Annotated in this window: 11 protein-coding genes; 8 read left to right on the top strand and 3 right to left on the bottom strand. The window is 52.7% G+C overall.

The annotated features are described in order from the left end of the window. Positions 1 to 2 precede the first annotated feature (2 nt). The gene (gene hemF / locus IG609_RS16170) at positions 3 to 935 is read right to left on the bottom strand and encodes an oxygen-dependent coproporphyrinogen oxidase (RefSeq protein WP_193398359.1); all 933 of its coding nucleotides are present in this window, start codon (positions 933 to 935) and stop codon (positions 3 to 5) included. Between the two features lie 181 nt (positions 936 to 1,116). On the opposite strand from hemF, the gene IG609_RS16165 reads away from it, so the two are divergent. From IG609_RS16165 to cysM, 8 genes are all read left to right on the top strand, one after another. Next, a complete protein-coding gene (locus IG609_RS16165; RefSeq protein ID WP_193398360.1) occupies positions 1,117 to 1,542 on the top strand; it encodes a GNAT family acetyltransferase in 426 nt (141 codons plus the stop codon). A 336-nt stretch (positions 1,543 to 1,878) separates the two neighbouring features. Continuing rightward, entirely contained in the window at positions 1,879 to 2,850 is a 972-nt protein-coding gene (locus IG609_RS16160; protein ID WP_193398361.1) for a TonB family protein, read from the top strand. Between the two features lie 70 nt (positions 2,851 to 2,920). Then, positions 2,921 to 5,524 (top strand): TonB-dependent receptor plug domain-containing protein, encoded by a 2,604-nt coding sequence (locus IG609_RS16155; protein ID WP_193398362.1) that lies wholly within the window; start codon positions 2,921 to 2,923, stop codon positions 5,522 to 5,524. 105 nt (positions 5,525 to 5,629) lie between these two features. Beyond that, on the top strand, positions 5,630 to 8,404 hold the full coding sequence (locus IG609_RS16150; protein ID WP_193398363.1) for a M16 family metallopeptidase: 2,775 nt from the start codon (positions 5,630 to 5,632) through the stop codon (positions 8,402 to 8,404). Further along, on the top strand, positions 8,401 to 10,074 hold the full coding sequence (locus IG609_RS16145) for an ABC transporter ATP-binding protein/permease (RefSeq protein WP_193398364.1): 1,674 nt from the start codon (positions 8,401 to 8,403) through the stop codon (positions 10,072 to 10,074). The genes IG609_RS16150 and IG609_RS16145 overlap by 4 nt, the downstream gene beginning before the upstream one ends. A gap of 188 nt (positions 10,075 to 10,262) precedes the next feature. Continuing rightward, positions 10,263 to 10,862 (top strand): RpoE-regulated lipoprotein, encoded by a 600-nt coding sequence (locus tag IG609_RS16140; protein ID WP_193398365.1) that lies wholly within the window; start codon positions 10,263 to 10,265, stop codon positions 10,860 to 10,862. Positions 10,863 to 11,033: 171 nt separating this feature from the next. After that, the gene (locus IG609_RS16135) at positions 11,034 to 11,933 is read left to right on the top strand and encodes a Dyp-type peroxidase (RefSeq protein ID WP_193398366.1); all 900 of its coding nucleotides are present in this window, start codon (positions 11,034 to 11,036) and stop codon (positions 11,931 to 11,933) included. Between the two features lie 32 nt (positions 11,934 to 11,965). Next, positions 11,966 to 12,847 carry a cysteine synthase CysM gene (cysM, locus tag IG609_RS16130; protein ID WP_193398367.1) on the top strand — a complete coding sequence of 294 codons (882 nt, stop codon included), beginning with the start codon at positions 11,966 to 11,968 and terminating at the stop codon, positions 12,845 to 12,847. A 3-nt stretch (positions 12,848 to 12,850) separates the two neighbouring features. Here the strand turns inward: cysM and IG609_RS16125 are convergent, their stop codons facing one another. Together IG609_RS16125 and IG609_RS16120 are read right to left on the bottom strand one after the other, a co-directional pair. Further along, positions 12,851 to 14,803: a MacB family efflux pump subunit gene (locus IG609_RS16125; RefSeq protein ID WP_193398368.1), complete on the bottom strand. Its 1,953-nt coding sequence runs from the start codon at positions 14,801 to 14,803 to the stop codon at positions 12,851 to 12,853. Between the two features lie 3 nt (positions 14,804 to 14,806). Next, the gene (locus IG609_RS16120) at positions 14,807 to 16,006 is read right to left on the bottom strand and encodes an efflux RND transporter periplasmic adaptor subunit (protein ID WP_193398369.1); all 1,200 of its coding nucleotides are present in this window, start codon (positions 16,004 to 16,006) and stop codon (positions 14,807 to 14,809) included. Positions 16,007 to 16,059: the final 53 nt, after the last annotated feature.

The raw sequence follows: 16,059 nt of genomic DNA, 5'->3' as shown, positions 1-16,059 counted from the left end.
ACTTATGCTTCCTTGTTGTGCGTGTGACTTTCTGCCAGCCAGTCTCTAGCGGGCAAGAAATCTCGATAAAGTGCGGCTTCTGGGCTATCCGCTTCAGGCTGGTGCTGGTATTCCCAGCGTGCTAGCGGTGGCATGGACATCAAAATTGACTCTGTGCGTCCACCGCTTTGCAGGCCAAACAGCGTCCCGCGATCCCAAATCAGGTTGAATTCCACATAGCGGCCACGGCGATAGAGTTGGAATTCACGTTCGCGTTCTCCCCACGGCAGATCTTTACGCCGTTCAACGATGGGCAGATAGCCATCGAGGAATCCGTTACCAACGGCACGGATGAAGGCAAAGCTGGTTGCAAAATCGGGCTCGTTGAGATCGTCGAAAAAGAGCCCGCCGATGCCGCGCGCTTCGTTACGATGCTTGAGGAAGAAGTAATCGTCGCACCACTTTTTATAGCGTGGGTAGACATCGTCACCGAACGGCTGGCACAGGTCGTGAGCGGTCTGATGCCAATGTACTGCGTCCTCTTTGAAACCATAATAGGGCGTAAGATCGAATCCGCCGCCAAACCACCAAACCGGTTCTTCTCCCGGTTTCTCGGCGATGAACAGGCGTACATTGGCATGGCTGGTGGGGATATAAGGGCTCAGCGGATGAATGACCAGCGACACGCCCATCGCCTGAAAGCTGCGGCCAGCCAGATCGGGGCGGTGGGTGCTGGCCGAAGGTGGCAATGATTTGCCGGTCACGTGGGAAAAATTGACCCCAGCGCGTTCAAAGATGCGCCCGCCGGACAGCACGCGGCTGCACCCGCCGCCGCCTTCGGCCCGCTGCCATTCATCCTTGGCGAAATCGGCTCCGCCATCGATCGCCGCAAGCTTCTGACAGATATCTTCCTGTAAGCTAAGCAAAAAATTTTTTACCGCATTGACGTCAGACATAGTAGGCATCTCGTTTCTTTGGCGATAGGGCACAATAATAAAGGCGGGCAGTATACCATCAATAAAATCGATCCCCGGCCACCCGTTGTGTGATTCCTGATGGCGGCGCGCAATTTGAGATTGCGTCTGATAAAAATCACGCGATAATCACGATTTACCTTATTGCAAAATGGCGACTGTGATGGAAATCCGCATATTTAGGCAGGATGACTTTGAAGCCGTGATCACCCTCTGGGAACGCTGTGATTTGCTGCGCCCGTGGAACGATCCTGAAATGGACATCGAACGTAAGCTCAATCACGATCCCGATCTGTTTCTGGTCGCAGAGGTGAACGGTGAACTCGTGGGATCGGTGATGGGCGGTTACGACGGACACCGTGGGTCTGCGTACTATCTGGGCGTGCATCCAGATTTTCGCGGCCGCGGCATTGCGAATGCGTTGATTAACCGTCTGGAGAAAAAGCTTATTGCCCGCGGCTGCCCGAAGATCCACCTGATGGTGCGTGAAGACAACGATGCCGTGATCGGCATGTATGAAAAGCTCGATTACGAGATTGTCGATAGTATCACGCTGGGAAAACGCCTGATTGAAGACAGGGAATATTGATTGCTATTGCGTTGATGCTAAACCGTTATTTCTGCACTGCCTCTCCCCCGAGTTATCCCCTTTTAGTAAAAGTGCGCCTCTGTTAGCGCACTTTTTTCATTTAACCTCAATGCGTTACTGTGATTTGTAATGATATTGCCTGCAGTTTGTTAGACTTTGTGGGTAACAGTTTTCATTTGTAAAACGATTCTCATTTGTATTATTATTTATTAATGTTGTCCGATCGGCCTTGACATGTTTTTTCGTGTTCCGATCTTGCTTACATTTTATCGCCTGGAAGATTGTGATTGCACGACTGACACCAGGAAGTTGAAGTTTAAGAGATGGAGTTGGATAGTGAGTCGTGAAAATCTTCAGGGGGCTTTGCTGGGTGCGAACCGCACTGGCCGCAGCGTATTGCTGGGTTCTCGTCCTCTTGCTCATTCCTATCCAACCGCAACGCTGACCGCCGATGTGCCTAACTGGCGTTCTCTGGCATTCTTTGTTTTGTCCTGCGTAGCGCATGCGGCGCTGGCGCTTTTCTTTCTATTGCACTCTTCCCCGAAAGAAAGCATTGAAGATATGGCGGGAAATGCAGGCGGAAGCATGCAGGTCACGATGATGGCTGCGGCAATGACGCAGCATGCTGATTCATCCCCTCCTACCGCAGAATCTTCCGATCCTCCCGTTGTGGCGACGCAAACCGTTTCTTTAGAACAACCGATTTCCCCTCCGTTACCAGAACACCCCAACCCGGTTATTAAACAACCCGTCATTGAGCGCAAGCCTGTCACACCTGTGGCGGAAAAGAAGCCGCCCGTGCGTGAGAGAAAGCAGCCTGAAAAGAAGCCGGAGAACAAACCAAAAGAACAACAGCAGGTGGCGCAGCAGCAGACAGAAAAAAAGAGTGAGTCTCCCGTAGCGACAAGCCAAACCGGCGATGCGCCTTCACCAATGCAAGCCTCTGCTGGTATGCCGGGGAGTGCAGCAACCGCTAAGGCTGGAGAAAGCGATAGCGGGCAGGCTGCGCGCGGTGCAGGGAAAAGCAATAGCCAAAATTTTAAAGCGCTGCATCGCCGCGTGAATTATCCCTCTCGGGCAAAAGCGCTGGGTGTGGAAGGAAAAGTACGCGTCAAATTCGATATTACCGGTAGCGGTACGGTCACTAACGTACAGATTCTGTCTGAAACGCCAGACGGCGTATTTGGCGATGACGTGGTGAAAGACATGGCGCGCTGGCGCTATCGCACGGAGGCTCCGGTGGAGAATCAGGTGGTTTCCATCGTTTTCAAACTGAATGGACACATTCGGGTTGACGACCAGCAATAAATATTACACATGGAATTTACAATAATATTTTATTTTTCAAATGATTATGCTTATTGGGGATTTTGAATAAATGAATAAGAACGTCTATTTAATGATGCTATTGTCATTATTATCAGGGCCTGCGCTCGCACAGCAAAACGACAACTCTGTTGATGAAAATCAGCAGAAAAACAATGCAGAAACCGAAGAAGAACAGCAGGGTGATTCCTCTTCGGAAAACGGCGAAGATACGATTTTAGTCCGCTCAACCCCGACCAGCCAGTCGATGGGGACGCAGATCATTAATGCTGAGCAGATTAAAAAGATGCCTACTGGAAACGGTTCGATACCGGAGTTATTAAAGAATAACGCTGCTGTGCAGTTCTCGAACACAGCGAATAGCAGCAATACGCTGGGCGAGTTGGCTCCAGAGAACGTCTCGTTCCACGGCGAGAAATTTTATAACAATAATTTTATGATCGATGGGCTATCGAATAATAGCAATATCAACCCTGGAGCCAATAAGGGGCAGCTAGATGGCGATCCTGATGGTTACAATGCGACAGATCTACCTGCGGGTGGGACACAGTCATTCTGGATTAACTCGGAGCTGATTGAGTCGCTGGAAGTATTTGATAGCAACATATCCGCTAAGTACGGTGATTTTACTGGCGGTGTGGTGGATGCCAAACTGATGGACCCTAAACTGGATAATGTATTTGGCAAGGTTTCTTACCGTACCTCGAACGATAGCTGGACGAGTTATCACGTTGATTCCAACATTAGCGAAAACTTCTATTCTGCTACTAACTTGTACTATCAACCAAAATTTAAGAAGCAGTTCTATTCAGCCACCTTTAATCAGCCGTTGAGTGATAAAGCAGGCTTTATTTTTGCCTATAACCGTCAGCAGTCAGATATTCCCTATTATCATCAGTATTTGCAACAGTGGGACGATCAGGAGCGAGTGAGTGAAACCTACCTGCTAAAAGGCGTCTATCTGGCGGATAATGGTGATATTGTTCGCATGATGGGCATGTATTCTCCGCACGAATCAAAATATTATAAACGAGATGTTAAAAACGGTTCGTTCACTAATACTGGTGGTGGTTACCGCTTTAATATGGAGTGGGAGCACAATGCCAACTGGGGGAAAGTGATCAGCTTGGCGGGATATCAGTCTGAACAAAATAAAATTGAACATGAGTCAAATTCTTTTCAGACATGGAATCGTTACAGTACAAGGGATAATTTTATTTCCGAAAAAATTGACTGGGTTAGTTCTGTTCCTGCTGGTAGCTATCAAAATTCATTAATAGGCGGATCCGGAACGTTTGCAACAGAAAAAAGCACAATTACATTAAAGCAGGACTATGAGCTTAACCCTTTAGCAATTTGGGGAACCCAGCATCAGTTAGATTTAGGCTGGCAAGTTGATTCTTATAATACAAGATACCGCCGCTTTAGCGATGTTAGCTCAAGCCGAGCAAGACCAACTTTTGATAAAAATACAGTGTGTCAGGCTGGGGATGACTATTGTATTGCCGGGGAACAATATTTCAAAGGCCGGACTCTATATCCAGAACGTACCGTTGAGGGAAGTTATACTAATTACGCCGTTTACCTTCAGGACAGTATTTCTTTTGGCCGTGTAGAAGTGACCCCCGGCGTGCGTGCTAGTTATGATGATTTTCTGGAGAACCTGAATTTCGCGCCCCGTTTTTCTGCCTCTTATGATGTCTTCGGCGACCGGTCAACACGTCTGTTTGGTGGGGCGAATCGCTATTATGGCGCGAATATGCTGTCGTATAAGCTGCGTCAGGGGATTAACACGAATATTATTCAAAACCGTACGTCAGCCAGCGATCCATGGGTTTCCAACCCTGCAAGAATCGCGGGTCTTGATTACGATATTTCTGATTTAAACACACCTTACAGTGACGAAATAACACTGGGGTTATCACAGCGTGTGATGAATACGGTGTGGACGGCGAAGTGGGTTAATCGTAAGGGAAAAGATCAGTTTGGCGCTCAATCAAAGACCGTTGATGGGCAACGCTACCGTGTGATGAATAATGCTGGACGGACGGAAGGGAATACATTGTCTCTGGAAGTGGAGCCAATTAGCCCGCATCGTTTCAGCTTCGCAGAAGTTAATTGGAAATTGGGCGCCAGCATTGCAGAAAATAAAGCTAACTCGATTGCTTATTACGATGACGTGAGTTCAGATGAGAGCAGGGTTATTGTTGATGATAAGCTGATGTATAAAGGTGATATGGATGCGATGGACTTCAACACCCCTTGGACTGCCTTCCTGAACGTGGATACTTACTTCCCAGCAATTCGCCTCAATTGGGGACAGCGAGTAGGCTATACCTCTGGTTATAAAGGATATATGCCGCTGGCATTGAATACGGTATGCCCTGGCGGTAGCCCTGCCTGTGACGCCGATCCTAGTTTTTCGGGGGATGCGAAAGAATATATCTCCACCCAATACGACGATTTTATCTCCTACGACTGGCGTTTTTCTTACTCTCAGCCGGTTTACAAAAAACAGACGCTGGATATCACGCTGGATGTGCTGAACGTTCTGGATAACGTGGTCGAAACGCAGCAGAAGACGAATATTAATACGACGACCGTAACCTACAAACCCGGCCGTCAGTTCTGGCTTGGCGTTGCTTACACCTGGTAAATCCTATGCCCCGTCATTCGTCACATGCTGACGAATGACGGGGCATTTTGCATTGATGCATTCAGAAATTGCCTTGCAGGCAAAAATAAAAACGAAAAGGTTGTTATGAACTGGAAGAAATGTTGCTGGTTATCGCTAACGGCTGTCGGCCTGTTAGCGGGGAGTCTGGTGAGTCAGGCCGAAGAAATCAAAAGTCCGCTGCCGGTTTTTAAAGAAGGAACGCTGGCGAATGGATTTCGCTACACCCTCGTACCGCTGGAAGGGCAGAAGTCACGGGTCGATGTTCGCCTGATTGTAGATGTTGGTTCGATTGATGAGAAAGACAACGAATCCGGCGTGGCGCACATGGTGGAACACATGGTGTTTCGCGCCAGCGACGCGTTTCCTCAAGGCGTGAGTACGGAACTGCATAAACAGGGCTGGGGACGCGGACAGAGCTATAACGCCGTGACCAACTACGAACGCACCATGTACATGATGAGCCCACCGAAAGGTAATCGCGATCTGGGCACGTCCTTGCAGGCGCTGAGCCAGATGACGGGCCATGCCAAGCTGCTGCAAAGCGATCTCGATGACGAGCGCAAAATCATTCTGGAGGAGTGGCGTGGCAAGCTGGGCGTAGCGGAACGTATGAACCAGCAACGTGTACAGGCGATTCGCCATGACTCTCGTTATCCTTCCCGCCCAGTGATTGGTACGGAAGCGTCGATTAACGACACGCCAGCCAGCGTATTGAAGGATTTCTATCAACGCTGGTATCACCCGTCGAATATGCGTTTGATGATTATTGGTGATATCACGCCTGCGGATGCAGAACGCGAAATTCAACGTTATTTTGCATCGCTGCCGAATGTTGCTGTGCCAGTTCGTGATTACTATGAACCGTTACTGAAACCGCGGCTCAACGTGGCGCGTTTGCAGGATAGCCAAAGCGGCAGCAGTCAGGTGTCGTTTGTCTACCGTTTCAATGATAAAGAAGCATTTGGCCAATCCGATTACCGTCATCGTTTACTCACGCAAATTACGATGTCTGCGGTAACGCGTCAGGTTCGTCGGCAACAAGCGGAACTGCCGCAAGACGCCAGTAGTCTGGTGGTGCGTAAATCCGATATCGGTAAAACCACTGCAGCGCTGGGCTTCTTCGCGAATGTGATGCCGGGTGGCCATGACGCGGCGATGTCTGCCGTACTGAAAGAAATTGAGCGGTTTAAACGCTATCCGTTAAACGAGCAAGATATTACGGAGATCACATCCGACATTCGTGAAGTCGCGCAGCGTATGGCTAACAAGCAGGAAGTACGCGAGTTCTCCGATTGGGTTCAGCAGTTGACCACCGTCTGGCAGCAGGATCGTCCTTATGTCGGCAGCCAGCAGCGTGGTAAAGACGCGCTGGAAGCACTGGATACCATCACGGCAGAAGATGTGAACCGCCATTGGCAACGCTGGTTAGCGTCACCGGATACGTTAGTACAGTTTAGCGTGCCGGGCGCGACGCCGTTCACCTTGCCGAAGCCGGATGCGATTCGTAAGTTACAAGCGCAGTGGGCTGCCGCGACGCTGGCACCGTTACAGGTAGAAAAAGAGAAAGTCATCCCTGAGCTTCCTGCCGTGACGCAAAGCGGGAAACGCACGGCGGTGAAAACCTTCGCTGCGCAGAAGGTCGAGCAGTGGCAGTTGAGCAATGGTGACCGCGTTGTGTGGCTACGCGCGCCGGAAGCGGGAAAAAAAGTCTACCTGACGGCAGTGAGCGACGCGGGGTATTTGTCCACGTCGACCAATCCGTGGCAGGTACAGCTGGCAAGCCAACTGGTAAACCAAAGCGGGCCTGCAACATGGAACGGTGAAGCGCTTAATAACTGGAAAAAGGAAAAGATGCTGTCGCTGGGTATTGCTCAGGAAGCAGATCAACTGACGTTGAGCGGGAGCGCCCCGATTGAACAATTGGCAAATTTGCTGGGGCTATACCGTGAGTTGAATGTTGCGCCAGGTATCGATCCTGAGGTGATGAAAGAGAGCATGATGGGCCTGGCGCGTCAAAAAGCTACTGACGATCAATCTGTATCAGGAAAACGGGCCAGTGACATTGCCAAACTGCGTTTTGGTGAGCCAGCCTGGCAGCAGCCTGAAATTGCAGAGCTGAAACAAATCTCAGCGCCAGCGCTGCTTTCACAGTGGCATAAAGCCGCTTTCGCACCGGTTACCTACTATTTGGTGGCGGATATGCCTGCTGCACAAATTTTGCCGCAGGTTGAACGTTATCTGGCGACAATTCCGCGTCAGCCTGCCAGCGAGGTAAAACAGTCTCTGGCGCTGCCGGGTAAACATGAGGCGACCTCGGCCATCAACATCGAACCGCGTGCCGATGTCCTGACCTGGAGCTTCACGCCGCATACGTGGACGCCGCAGGCCGCGGTGCAGGTGAGCGTTGCCCGCAATATTGCGAATAAATATCTCAAGACGAGCCTGCGTGATGATGCACTGGGTATTTATCGCATGCGTGTCGATAGCGAACTGGAAGACAAAAAACAGCGTATTGAGACGGAAGTGAGCTTCACCAGTGCGCCGGAACGTGCGCAGGAGCTGTGGTCGCTGGCTGAGCAAGTTTTTGCTGACCTGCCGACCAAGATTACGCAGCAGGATGTGGATGAGCAGAAAGCGCAGTTCATCCGTGCAGAAAAAGGGCGTCAGAGCGATCTCACAACGATAGAGCGCCGTCTGCTCCTGAGCTATCGCCACTATAACGACCCGCGTTATCTGACTAGCGTAGCCAAACTGGCGGATAGCATCACGCTGGAAGACGTACGGGCGATGTCAGCGAAGCTGTATAACCCGGATAACCGCGTGCTTTACATCACCTTGCCGCAAGAGGTGAAAGAGTGAGGAAGGTTGTCGCTCAATTTGTCGATCTCTGCCGCCCATTCTGGGGCGGCAAACGCAGCTGGCAGGCATGGCTCCTACTGCTTGTAACCATTTCGATGGGTGGGATGATCGTCTATCTCAATGTGTTGTTAAACGAGTGGAGTAAGACGTTTTATGATGCGTTAGGCGCATTCGACAGCAATTTGCTGCTGTCTCTGATGAAAGAATACGGCGTTTACATCCTGCTCTATATCGGGTCGATCGTGTATCAGGAGTGGTTTACCAAACTGCTGATTATCCGCTGGCGTACCGCGTTAACCGCCGAGCTGGTAGATAGCTGGCTGGCGAAGCGGGCATTTTATCGGATGTCAGTTGCGGGCAAGATTGATAACCCAGACCAGCGTATTGCCGAAGATATCAACCTGTTTGTCGACAAAGCCGTTAGTCTGGTGATCGAATTTTTGATCGTGACCGCGCGTTTGTTCTCTTTCGTCGTCATTCTGTGGGGATTATCGGGCGTTCAGCGCTTTACGCTGTTTGGCAAAGAGTGGGTAATCGAAGGTTATCTGGTCTGGATCGCTATTCTGTATACGCTGCTCGGCAGCCTGATTACGCATGTGGTCGGGAAGCGTCTGCATAATATTAATTATGAGAAGCAAAAGGCAGAGGCCGATTTCCGTGCGGCGCTGCTACGTAAGCATGATAACGCCGAGCAAATCGCGCTGTACGGCGGCGAAGCGCAAGAGAAAAGCCATCTTCAGCGGCATTTCTCTGCCATCGTGTCGAACTGGGGGCGTTTTATGAATGCCGAGCGTAATCTGGGCTTCTTCACCACAGGCTATATGCGTGTAAGCCAGATTGTGCCGGTCTTTGCCGCTCTGCCTGCTTTCCTGAGTAAAACGGTAACGCTGGGCGGGCTGATGCAGATTCGCGGGGCGTTTGCGCAGCTGCACGGTGCGCTGAGCTGGTTTATCCATAAGTACAAAGAATTCGTGATTCTTTCTGCCAGTATGGCGCGTCTCAGCCAGTTCAAGGACGAAATCAAACGTCATCAGTCTGAACAGGTCGATGCGCCGGTAGGGCAGGACTTACGTATTGATCTGCTTTCTTTCACCACGCCGCAGGGCTCTCCGCTGCTGCAAAATGTGGATCTGCGCTGTGAAGCGGGTAGCTGGAGTAAGTTTTCTGGCCGCAGCGGGCTGGGGAAATCCACGCTGCTGCGTACGCTAAATGGTCTGTGGCCGTATTACGATGGCTGCTGGCAATCGCTGGAAGGCCGTAGCCTGCTGTTACCGCAGCAAAGCTATCTGGGGCAGGGGACGCTGGCAGAGATCCTCTGCTATCCGCATCCGCCGCTAGCCGACAGCGAGATGCTGCGTCAGACGCTGGATAGCGTCGGGCTGAGCGCGTGGCGCGATCGTCTGGATGAGCAACTGAACTGGGATCGGGTGTTCTCCGGCGGGGAGCGGCAGCGTGTCGCCTTTGCCCGCGCGCTGATTGCTAAACCCGATACGCTCTATCTGGATGAAGCGACCAGCAATCTGGATCATGATGCCGCCAGACAGCTTTTGGCGCTGGTCAAGCTGGCGTTGCCAGCGTGTACCGTGGTGGCGATTACGCACCAGACTGAGCTGGACGATCTGTTCACGCACCGTTATGACTTAACAGATTTTGCCTCACAGCGTAGTTGATGTTGTTCGCAGGCCTTCCGAATGTCGGGAGGCCTGCGGTTCTGGTAGGTTTCTTCCCATATGCCCCTTATAATCTTCCGCAGGATTATCCCGTCTTTTACGGCACTTTTCGTTGCTTGCAGACTCCAACCCCCATCTTGCTATGGTGGCTGACGATGGAAGCCGTTCAATCTTGAGGAGTACATGCCATGAATTTTCGCCCGTTGGGTTTATCGCTGGTGCTGGGTTTACCGCTGTTGCTGACTGGATGCAGCACGCTGTCCAATTTCTCCTGGTCCAGCCTGTCGCCGTTTAACTGGTTCGGCAGCTCGCTGGAGGTTACCGATGCGGGTGTCGGTGGCATCAATGCCGGTACACCACTGTCCGAAGGGGCGCTACAGAGCGCGCTAGATGGCAGTTATCAACTGCGTAGCGGAATGGGAACGTCCAACGGTCAACTGGTCGCGTTTTATCAGGCGCTGGATGGCAAAGAGGTGAAAATGATCGTCAGCGGCCAGCCGAAGGGCAGCGTACGCAAAGTTGAGGTCATGGATCCGGCGATTGGCAGCGCAGGTGGCGTGAAAATTGGTGATGCTTTTAGCACTACCTACAGCAAAGCATTCGACTCCTGCCAACTGGGACAAGGTGACGATGCGCAGAGCGTGGAATGTGCCGCCCCGCAGAGTACGCATATCAGCTACGTCTATTCCGGCGAGTGGAGCGGCCCAGAAGGTTTGATGCCGCCCGACGATATCCTGAAAACCTGGAAAGTGAGCAAAATCGTGTGGCACGCGCAGGCGCGCAACTAAGCTAAGTTACGTCTCGTAACGGGCTAATTTGTTTTTACGCAAGGTTAAAGTCAGGCGGCTTCCGGTATGATACCCGCGCCGCCTGATATCTTTTTCGGCAGCCATATTCGCCATAATGACCGTAGTAAACCATAACAACAAAAGAAAAAACTGACGCTTGAGGAAGCAGAAATGACACCAATTCAAAGCGGTATTTTATTGGAACACCGCCGTTTTGCCATTTTTATGGAAGCGATGATTCAGGGAGAGTTTGATGCTATCCGGCAGGGATGCAAAAAATTCTGTCAGACGTTACAAGCGTTACAGCAGCAGTATCCTGATGCGGGATTGGGCGCGGTGCTGGCATTTGGCAACGACGTTTGGCGCGATCTGGATTGCAACCACGGCGCAGCGGAGCTGAAACCGTTCACGCCGCTGGGTAACGGGCTTGCTCCAGCCACGCAGCGCGATCTACTGATTCACATCCAATCACTCCGTCATGATGTTAATTTTACGCTGGCACAGGCGGCACTGGCCGCGTTTGGCAGCGCGATCCGTATCGAAGAAGAGACGCACGGTTTCCGTTGGGTGGAAGATCGCGATTTAAGCGGCTTTGTCGACGGCACGGAAAACCCGCAGGGCGATGCCGGTCACGCCGTGGCGATTATCCCTGAGGGCCAGCCGGATGCAGGCGGCAGCTACGTGTTTACCCAGCGTTGGGAACACAACCTGAAGCAGCTCCAGCGTTTTAGCGTGGAACAGCAGGAACAGATGATCGGGCGTACGAAGCAGGATAACGAAGAACTGTCTTCCGATGAACGCCCTGTAACGTCGCATCTTAGCCGCGTAGATTTAAAAGAAGACGGCAAGGGGCTGAAAATTCTGCGCCAGAGCCTGCCTTATGGCACCGCGAGCGGGAAAAACGGACTCTACTTTGTCGCTTACTGCGCACGTTTGCATAACATTGAACAGCAGTTGCTGAGCATGTTCGGCGATCGTGACGGTAAACGTGACGACATGCTGCGCTTTACGCGTGCCGTCAGCGGTAGCTACTTCTTTGCACCTTCTCTGGATCAGCTGTTGTCGCTGTGATCGCCGACGTGGGTTTTTTTAGGATTTAATAAGTGACAACGCTTGAGCTGTGTATTGGCAATACCCCGTTGGTGAAATTGCAGCGCATAACACAGGGGTTAAACAGTGAAATCTGGCTGAAGCTGGAAGGAAATAACCCTGCAGGATCGGTAAAAGATCGTGCCGCGCTCTCCATGATCCAGCAGGCAGAGAATCGCGGTGACATTGCCCCCGGTGACCGGCTCATTGAGGCGACCAGCGGGAACACCGGCATTGCGTTGGCGATGATTGCGGCGGTAAAAGGCTACCGGCTGCGTCTGCTGATGCCGGACAACATGAGCTATGAACGCCAGACCGCGATGCGCGCGTATGGCGCAGAGTTGGTGTTGGTGAATCACAAGCTGGGGATGGAAGGGGCGCGGGATCGGGCGAAACAGATGGTGCTGGCGGGAGAAGGAAAAACACTCGATCAGTTCAACAATCCAGACAACTCGCTGGCGCACTTTCTCACGACCGGCCCGGAAATCTGGCAGCAGACGGCGGGAAAGCTGACTCATTTTATTTCCAGTATGGGAACGACAGGCACCATTTCCGGCGTCAGCCGTTATCTGAAACAGCAGAACCCGGCAATTTGTACGGTGGGATTACAGCCTGCGGAAGGAAGCCACATTCCCGGTATTCGCCGCTGGACGCCGGACTATATGCCAGGGATTTTTCGTGCTGATCTGGTCGATCGCATTCTGGATATGGCGCAGGTGGACGCTGAGAATACGCTGCGGCAGTTGGCGCGTCAGGAAGGTATTTTCTGCGGTGTCAGTTCCGGTGGCGCGGTGGCTGGCGCACTGCGGCTTGCGGCAGAAAACCCCGGCAGCGTGATTGTGGCAATCGCCTGCGATCGTGGCGATCGGTATTTGTCCACCGGGGTATTTGACTGATGGCTATTCCCGCTCCAACGCGTGAATCGGTTCCATCCGTGCGGCTCGTCGGGCGGGGAAGAAGCCGAAGATAATGCCGATCAGGCTGGAGCACAGGAATGCGGCAATAATCGAGGAACTGGAATAGATCATCGCGAAATTGCTGCTGAACTGGGCGAACAGCACGCCGATAGCCAGCGACAGCCCCACGCCGATGATGCCACCGAACAGGCAAACCAGCACCGCTTCGATCAGAAACTGCTGCATGATATCGCTGGTGCGTGCGCCAACCGCCATGCGAACGCCGATCTCTCGGGTTCGCTCGGTGACGGAAACCAGCATGATGTTCATCACGCCGATCCCGCCGACCAGCAGCGAGATCAAGGCAATCATCGACACCAGCAGCGTGAGCGTGGTGGTGGTTTTCTCGATCATCTGACGGATGCTGTCCGTGTTCATGATAAAGAAATCTTTCGTACCGTGCCGCTGCGTCAGCAGGGCGGTGATGCTTTTCTCCGCGACGTTCATATCCACATTGTCTTTCACCCGCACCGTGATGCTTTTCAGGTAGGACTGTCCGACCATGCGCTTCATCACCGTGGTGTACGGCACCCAGACATTCAGGTTCTCATCGCTGCCGAAGCCTCCCTGATTCTTGCTGACGACGCCGATAATCCGCACGGGCAGCGAGCCCAGCAGAATCACTTTCCCAATGGGATCTTCGCCGTGGGGAAAGAGCTTATCGCGCGTGTTTTTGTCAATTACTGCGTCCTGCTTCAGTTCATCGACGCTGCTGCGCGGGAAAAGTACGCCGCGTTGCAGGGTGTAGCCACGCACGGTGAAGAACTGCTCACCAACCCCAGAAATGCTGGCGGAAACGGCAATGTTGCCGTAGCGCATCGTTACGCTGGTGGAGATAGAAGGCGTGACGCTATGCACGTAGGGTTGCTGCGTCAGCGGCTGGATATCACTGGCCCGCAGCGTCTGGATGGCGCTGGCATCCATGTCGCCGAAGTCTTTGCCGGGGAAGATTTCCAGCGTGCTGGTGCCCATTGAGTTGATGTCGGCCAGCACCTGTTCCTGTGAACCTTTTCCCAGCGCGACGACCGAAACGACAGACGCAATACCGATGATAATGCCGAGCATGGTCAGAAAAGTACGCATCCGCTGGGCGTTCATCGCCAGCAGCGCCATTTTAAACGCATCGATAAAGCGATCTTTGAACTGATTCAGGGCGGACGTCGCCGGAGAGCTGGCGGTTTCCGTTGACGGCACGGCGGCCTCTTCGGGGCGCGTTTGCCGGTCGGCAATCACTTCGCCATCGCGCAGTTCGATGATGCGCTGAGCATGTTCGGCAATTGTCATATCGTGGGTGACGATCACGACGGTATTGCCCTGCCTGTGCAGATCGCGAAGTATGCTCAGAACTTCGTTGCCGCTGTGGGTGTCCAGCGCACCGGTTGGCTCATCCGCCAGAATAATTCCGCCGCCGTTCATCAGCGCCCGTGCGATACTCACGCGCTGCTGCTGGCCGCCGGAAAGCTGACTGGGCCGATAGTGAAGACGACTTTCCAGTCCTAGCCGAGTGAGCAGCTCTGCTGCCCGCTGACGGCGCTCGAGCCGACGTTTGCCTGCATAAATGGCCGGCACTTCAACATTCCCCAGCGCGCTGAGGTCGCTCAGCAGGTGATAGCGCTGGAAAATAAAGCCAAAATGCTCGCGGCGCAGTTCCGCGAGCTGGTCGTTATCCAGTTCGCCAACGGCGCGTCCTGCCACCTGATAATCACCAGCGGACGGTTTATCCAGACAGCCGAGAATATTCATCAGTGTCGATTTTCCTGACCCAGACGCCCCGACGATCGCCACCATTTCTCCCTGATTGATGGTCAGGTTGATGTCTTTGAGGACGGTGACGTCCTGTTCGCCGTTGGAAAAGCGGCGGGTAATACCGGTCAGCTTAAGTAAGGATGTGGACATACGTTACATCCCCATCGGTGGGCCAGGATGCGTAGACGCGACATCGCCGGACGATGGGCTGACAACGACCTGTTCCCCCACGCTGAGCCCCGAACGAATCTGGGTGCGCACGTTATCGTTGAGGCCAAGCGTCACCAGACGCGATTCAACCTTCTTGTTCGCATTCACAACTTGCACGTACCACATGCCGTCACGCGAGATTAACGCCGTCGCGGGAACGACAATGGCGTTTTTCACTGAAGACAGCAGAATATACACCTGCGCCGTCATGGAAATGCGCAATACGCCGTCAGGGTTCTTCACATCGAACAGGCCGTTGTAATAGATCGCGGTGCTGGACGATGAACTGGTGCTGCTGCTTGAACTGGATGAGGTTGTGGTCGAGTCCGTGTTGATGGAGTCTGGCGCAGGCTCAATCGAGCTCAGCGTGGCTTCGTAACGGTTATTCGGTTCGCCCAGAATACTGAACCACACGGGCATGCCGGTTTTCACCTTGACGACGTCGGCCTCTGAGATTTTCACCTTGATGGTCATGGTGTCCAGATTAGCGACTTTGGCGATGGTCGGCGTCGTCTGAATCGCGTTGACCGTTTGCCCCGCTTCAACCGGAATGGCCACCACGGTGCCATCCATCGGTGAACGAATTTGGGTGTATCCTAGATTAACCTTGGCGGTGTTGACGGTAATCTGTGCCTGAATGATTTGGGCGTCCAGCGCGTCGATATTGGCTCTGGTAGTATCCAGCGTCGCGTTTGCGCTGTCGTAGTCGGCCTGTGCCCCAACGCCACGCTTCATCAACATTTGCTGACGCTGCCAGCTTAATTCGTTATTACGCAATTCCGCCAGTTTGGCCGCTCGCTGCGCCTGAATGTTTTTTAACGCCGCCTCACCATTTTTTAGCGTGTCCTGCTGAGTGAGGTCATCAATCTCGGCGATCAATTGCCCCTTTTTCACCTTATCACCCAGTTCGACGTGCAGCGCTTTGATTTGCCCCGAAGCCTGTGCACCGACGCTAACCTGCTTCTGTGCCTCAATTTTACCGTCAGCGAGCACGGTCTGTTCGAGATCCGCAATCTCGGCGGCGGTGGTAAGCGCATTGGGCGCTGGCGATGGCTTGTTGAAAAACAGATGAAGAACTACAGCAGCAGCGATAAGGCCAAGCGCGATCGTCGTACGGTGTCGTGTAAAAAATCGTGATTGCATCAGGGGAAGTCGTCCTTAATGAATGCATCTGTACCCGTCATACTTCAAGTTGC

Source organism: Pectobacterium quasiaquaticum, from assembly GCF_014946775.2.
Classification (GTDB): Bacteria; Pseudomonadota; Gammaproteobacteria; order Enterobacterales; family Enterobacteriaceae; genus Pectobacterium; species Pectobacterium aquaticum.
This window is presented reverse-complemented; position numbering and strand designations above follow the sequence as displayed.

Excerpts from the sequence above, each read along its gene's own strand:
- IG609_RS16125 (WP_193398368.1), bottom strand. The coding sequence starts at position 14,803 with ATGTCCACATCCTTACTTAAGCTGACCGGTATTACCCGCCGCTTTTCC.
- IG609_RS16120 (WP_193398369.1), bottom strand. The coding sequence starts at position 16,006 with ATGCAATCACGATTTTTTACACGACACCGTACGACGATCGCGCTTGGC.
- IG609_RS16140 (WP_193398365.1), top strand. The coding sequence starts at position 10,263 with ATGAATTTTCGCCCGTTGGGTTTATCGCTGGTGCTGGGTTTACCGCTG.
- IG609_RS16155 (WP_193398362.1), top strand. The coding sequence starts at position 2,921 with ATGAATAAGAACGTCTATTTAATGATGCTATTGTCATTATTATCAGGG.
- IG609_RS16165 (WP_193398360.1), top strand. The coding sequence starts at position 1,117 with ATGGAAATCCGCATATTTAGGCAGGATGACTTTGAAGCCGTGATCACC.
- IG609_RS16135 (WP_193398366.1), top strand. The coding sequence starts at position 11,034 with ATGACACCAATTCAAAGCGGTATTTTATTGGAACACCGCCGTTTTGCC.
- hemF (WP_193398359.1), bottom strand. The coding sequence starts at position 935 with ATGTCTGACGTCAATGCGGTAAAAAATTTTTTGCTTAGCTTACAGGAA.
- IG609_RS16150 (WP_193398363.1), top strand. The coding sequence starts at position 5,630 with ATGAACTGGAAGAAATGTTGCTGGTTATCGCTAACGGCTGTCGGCCTG.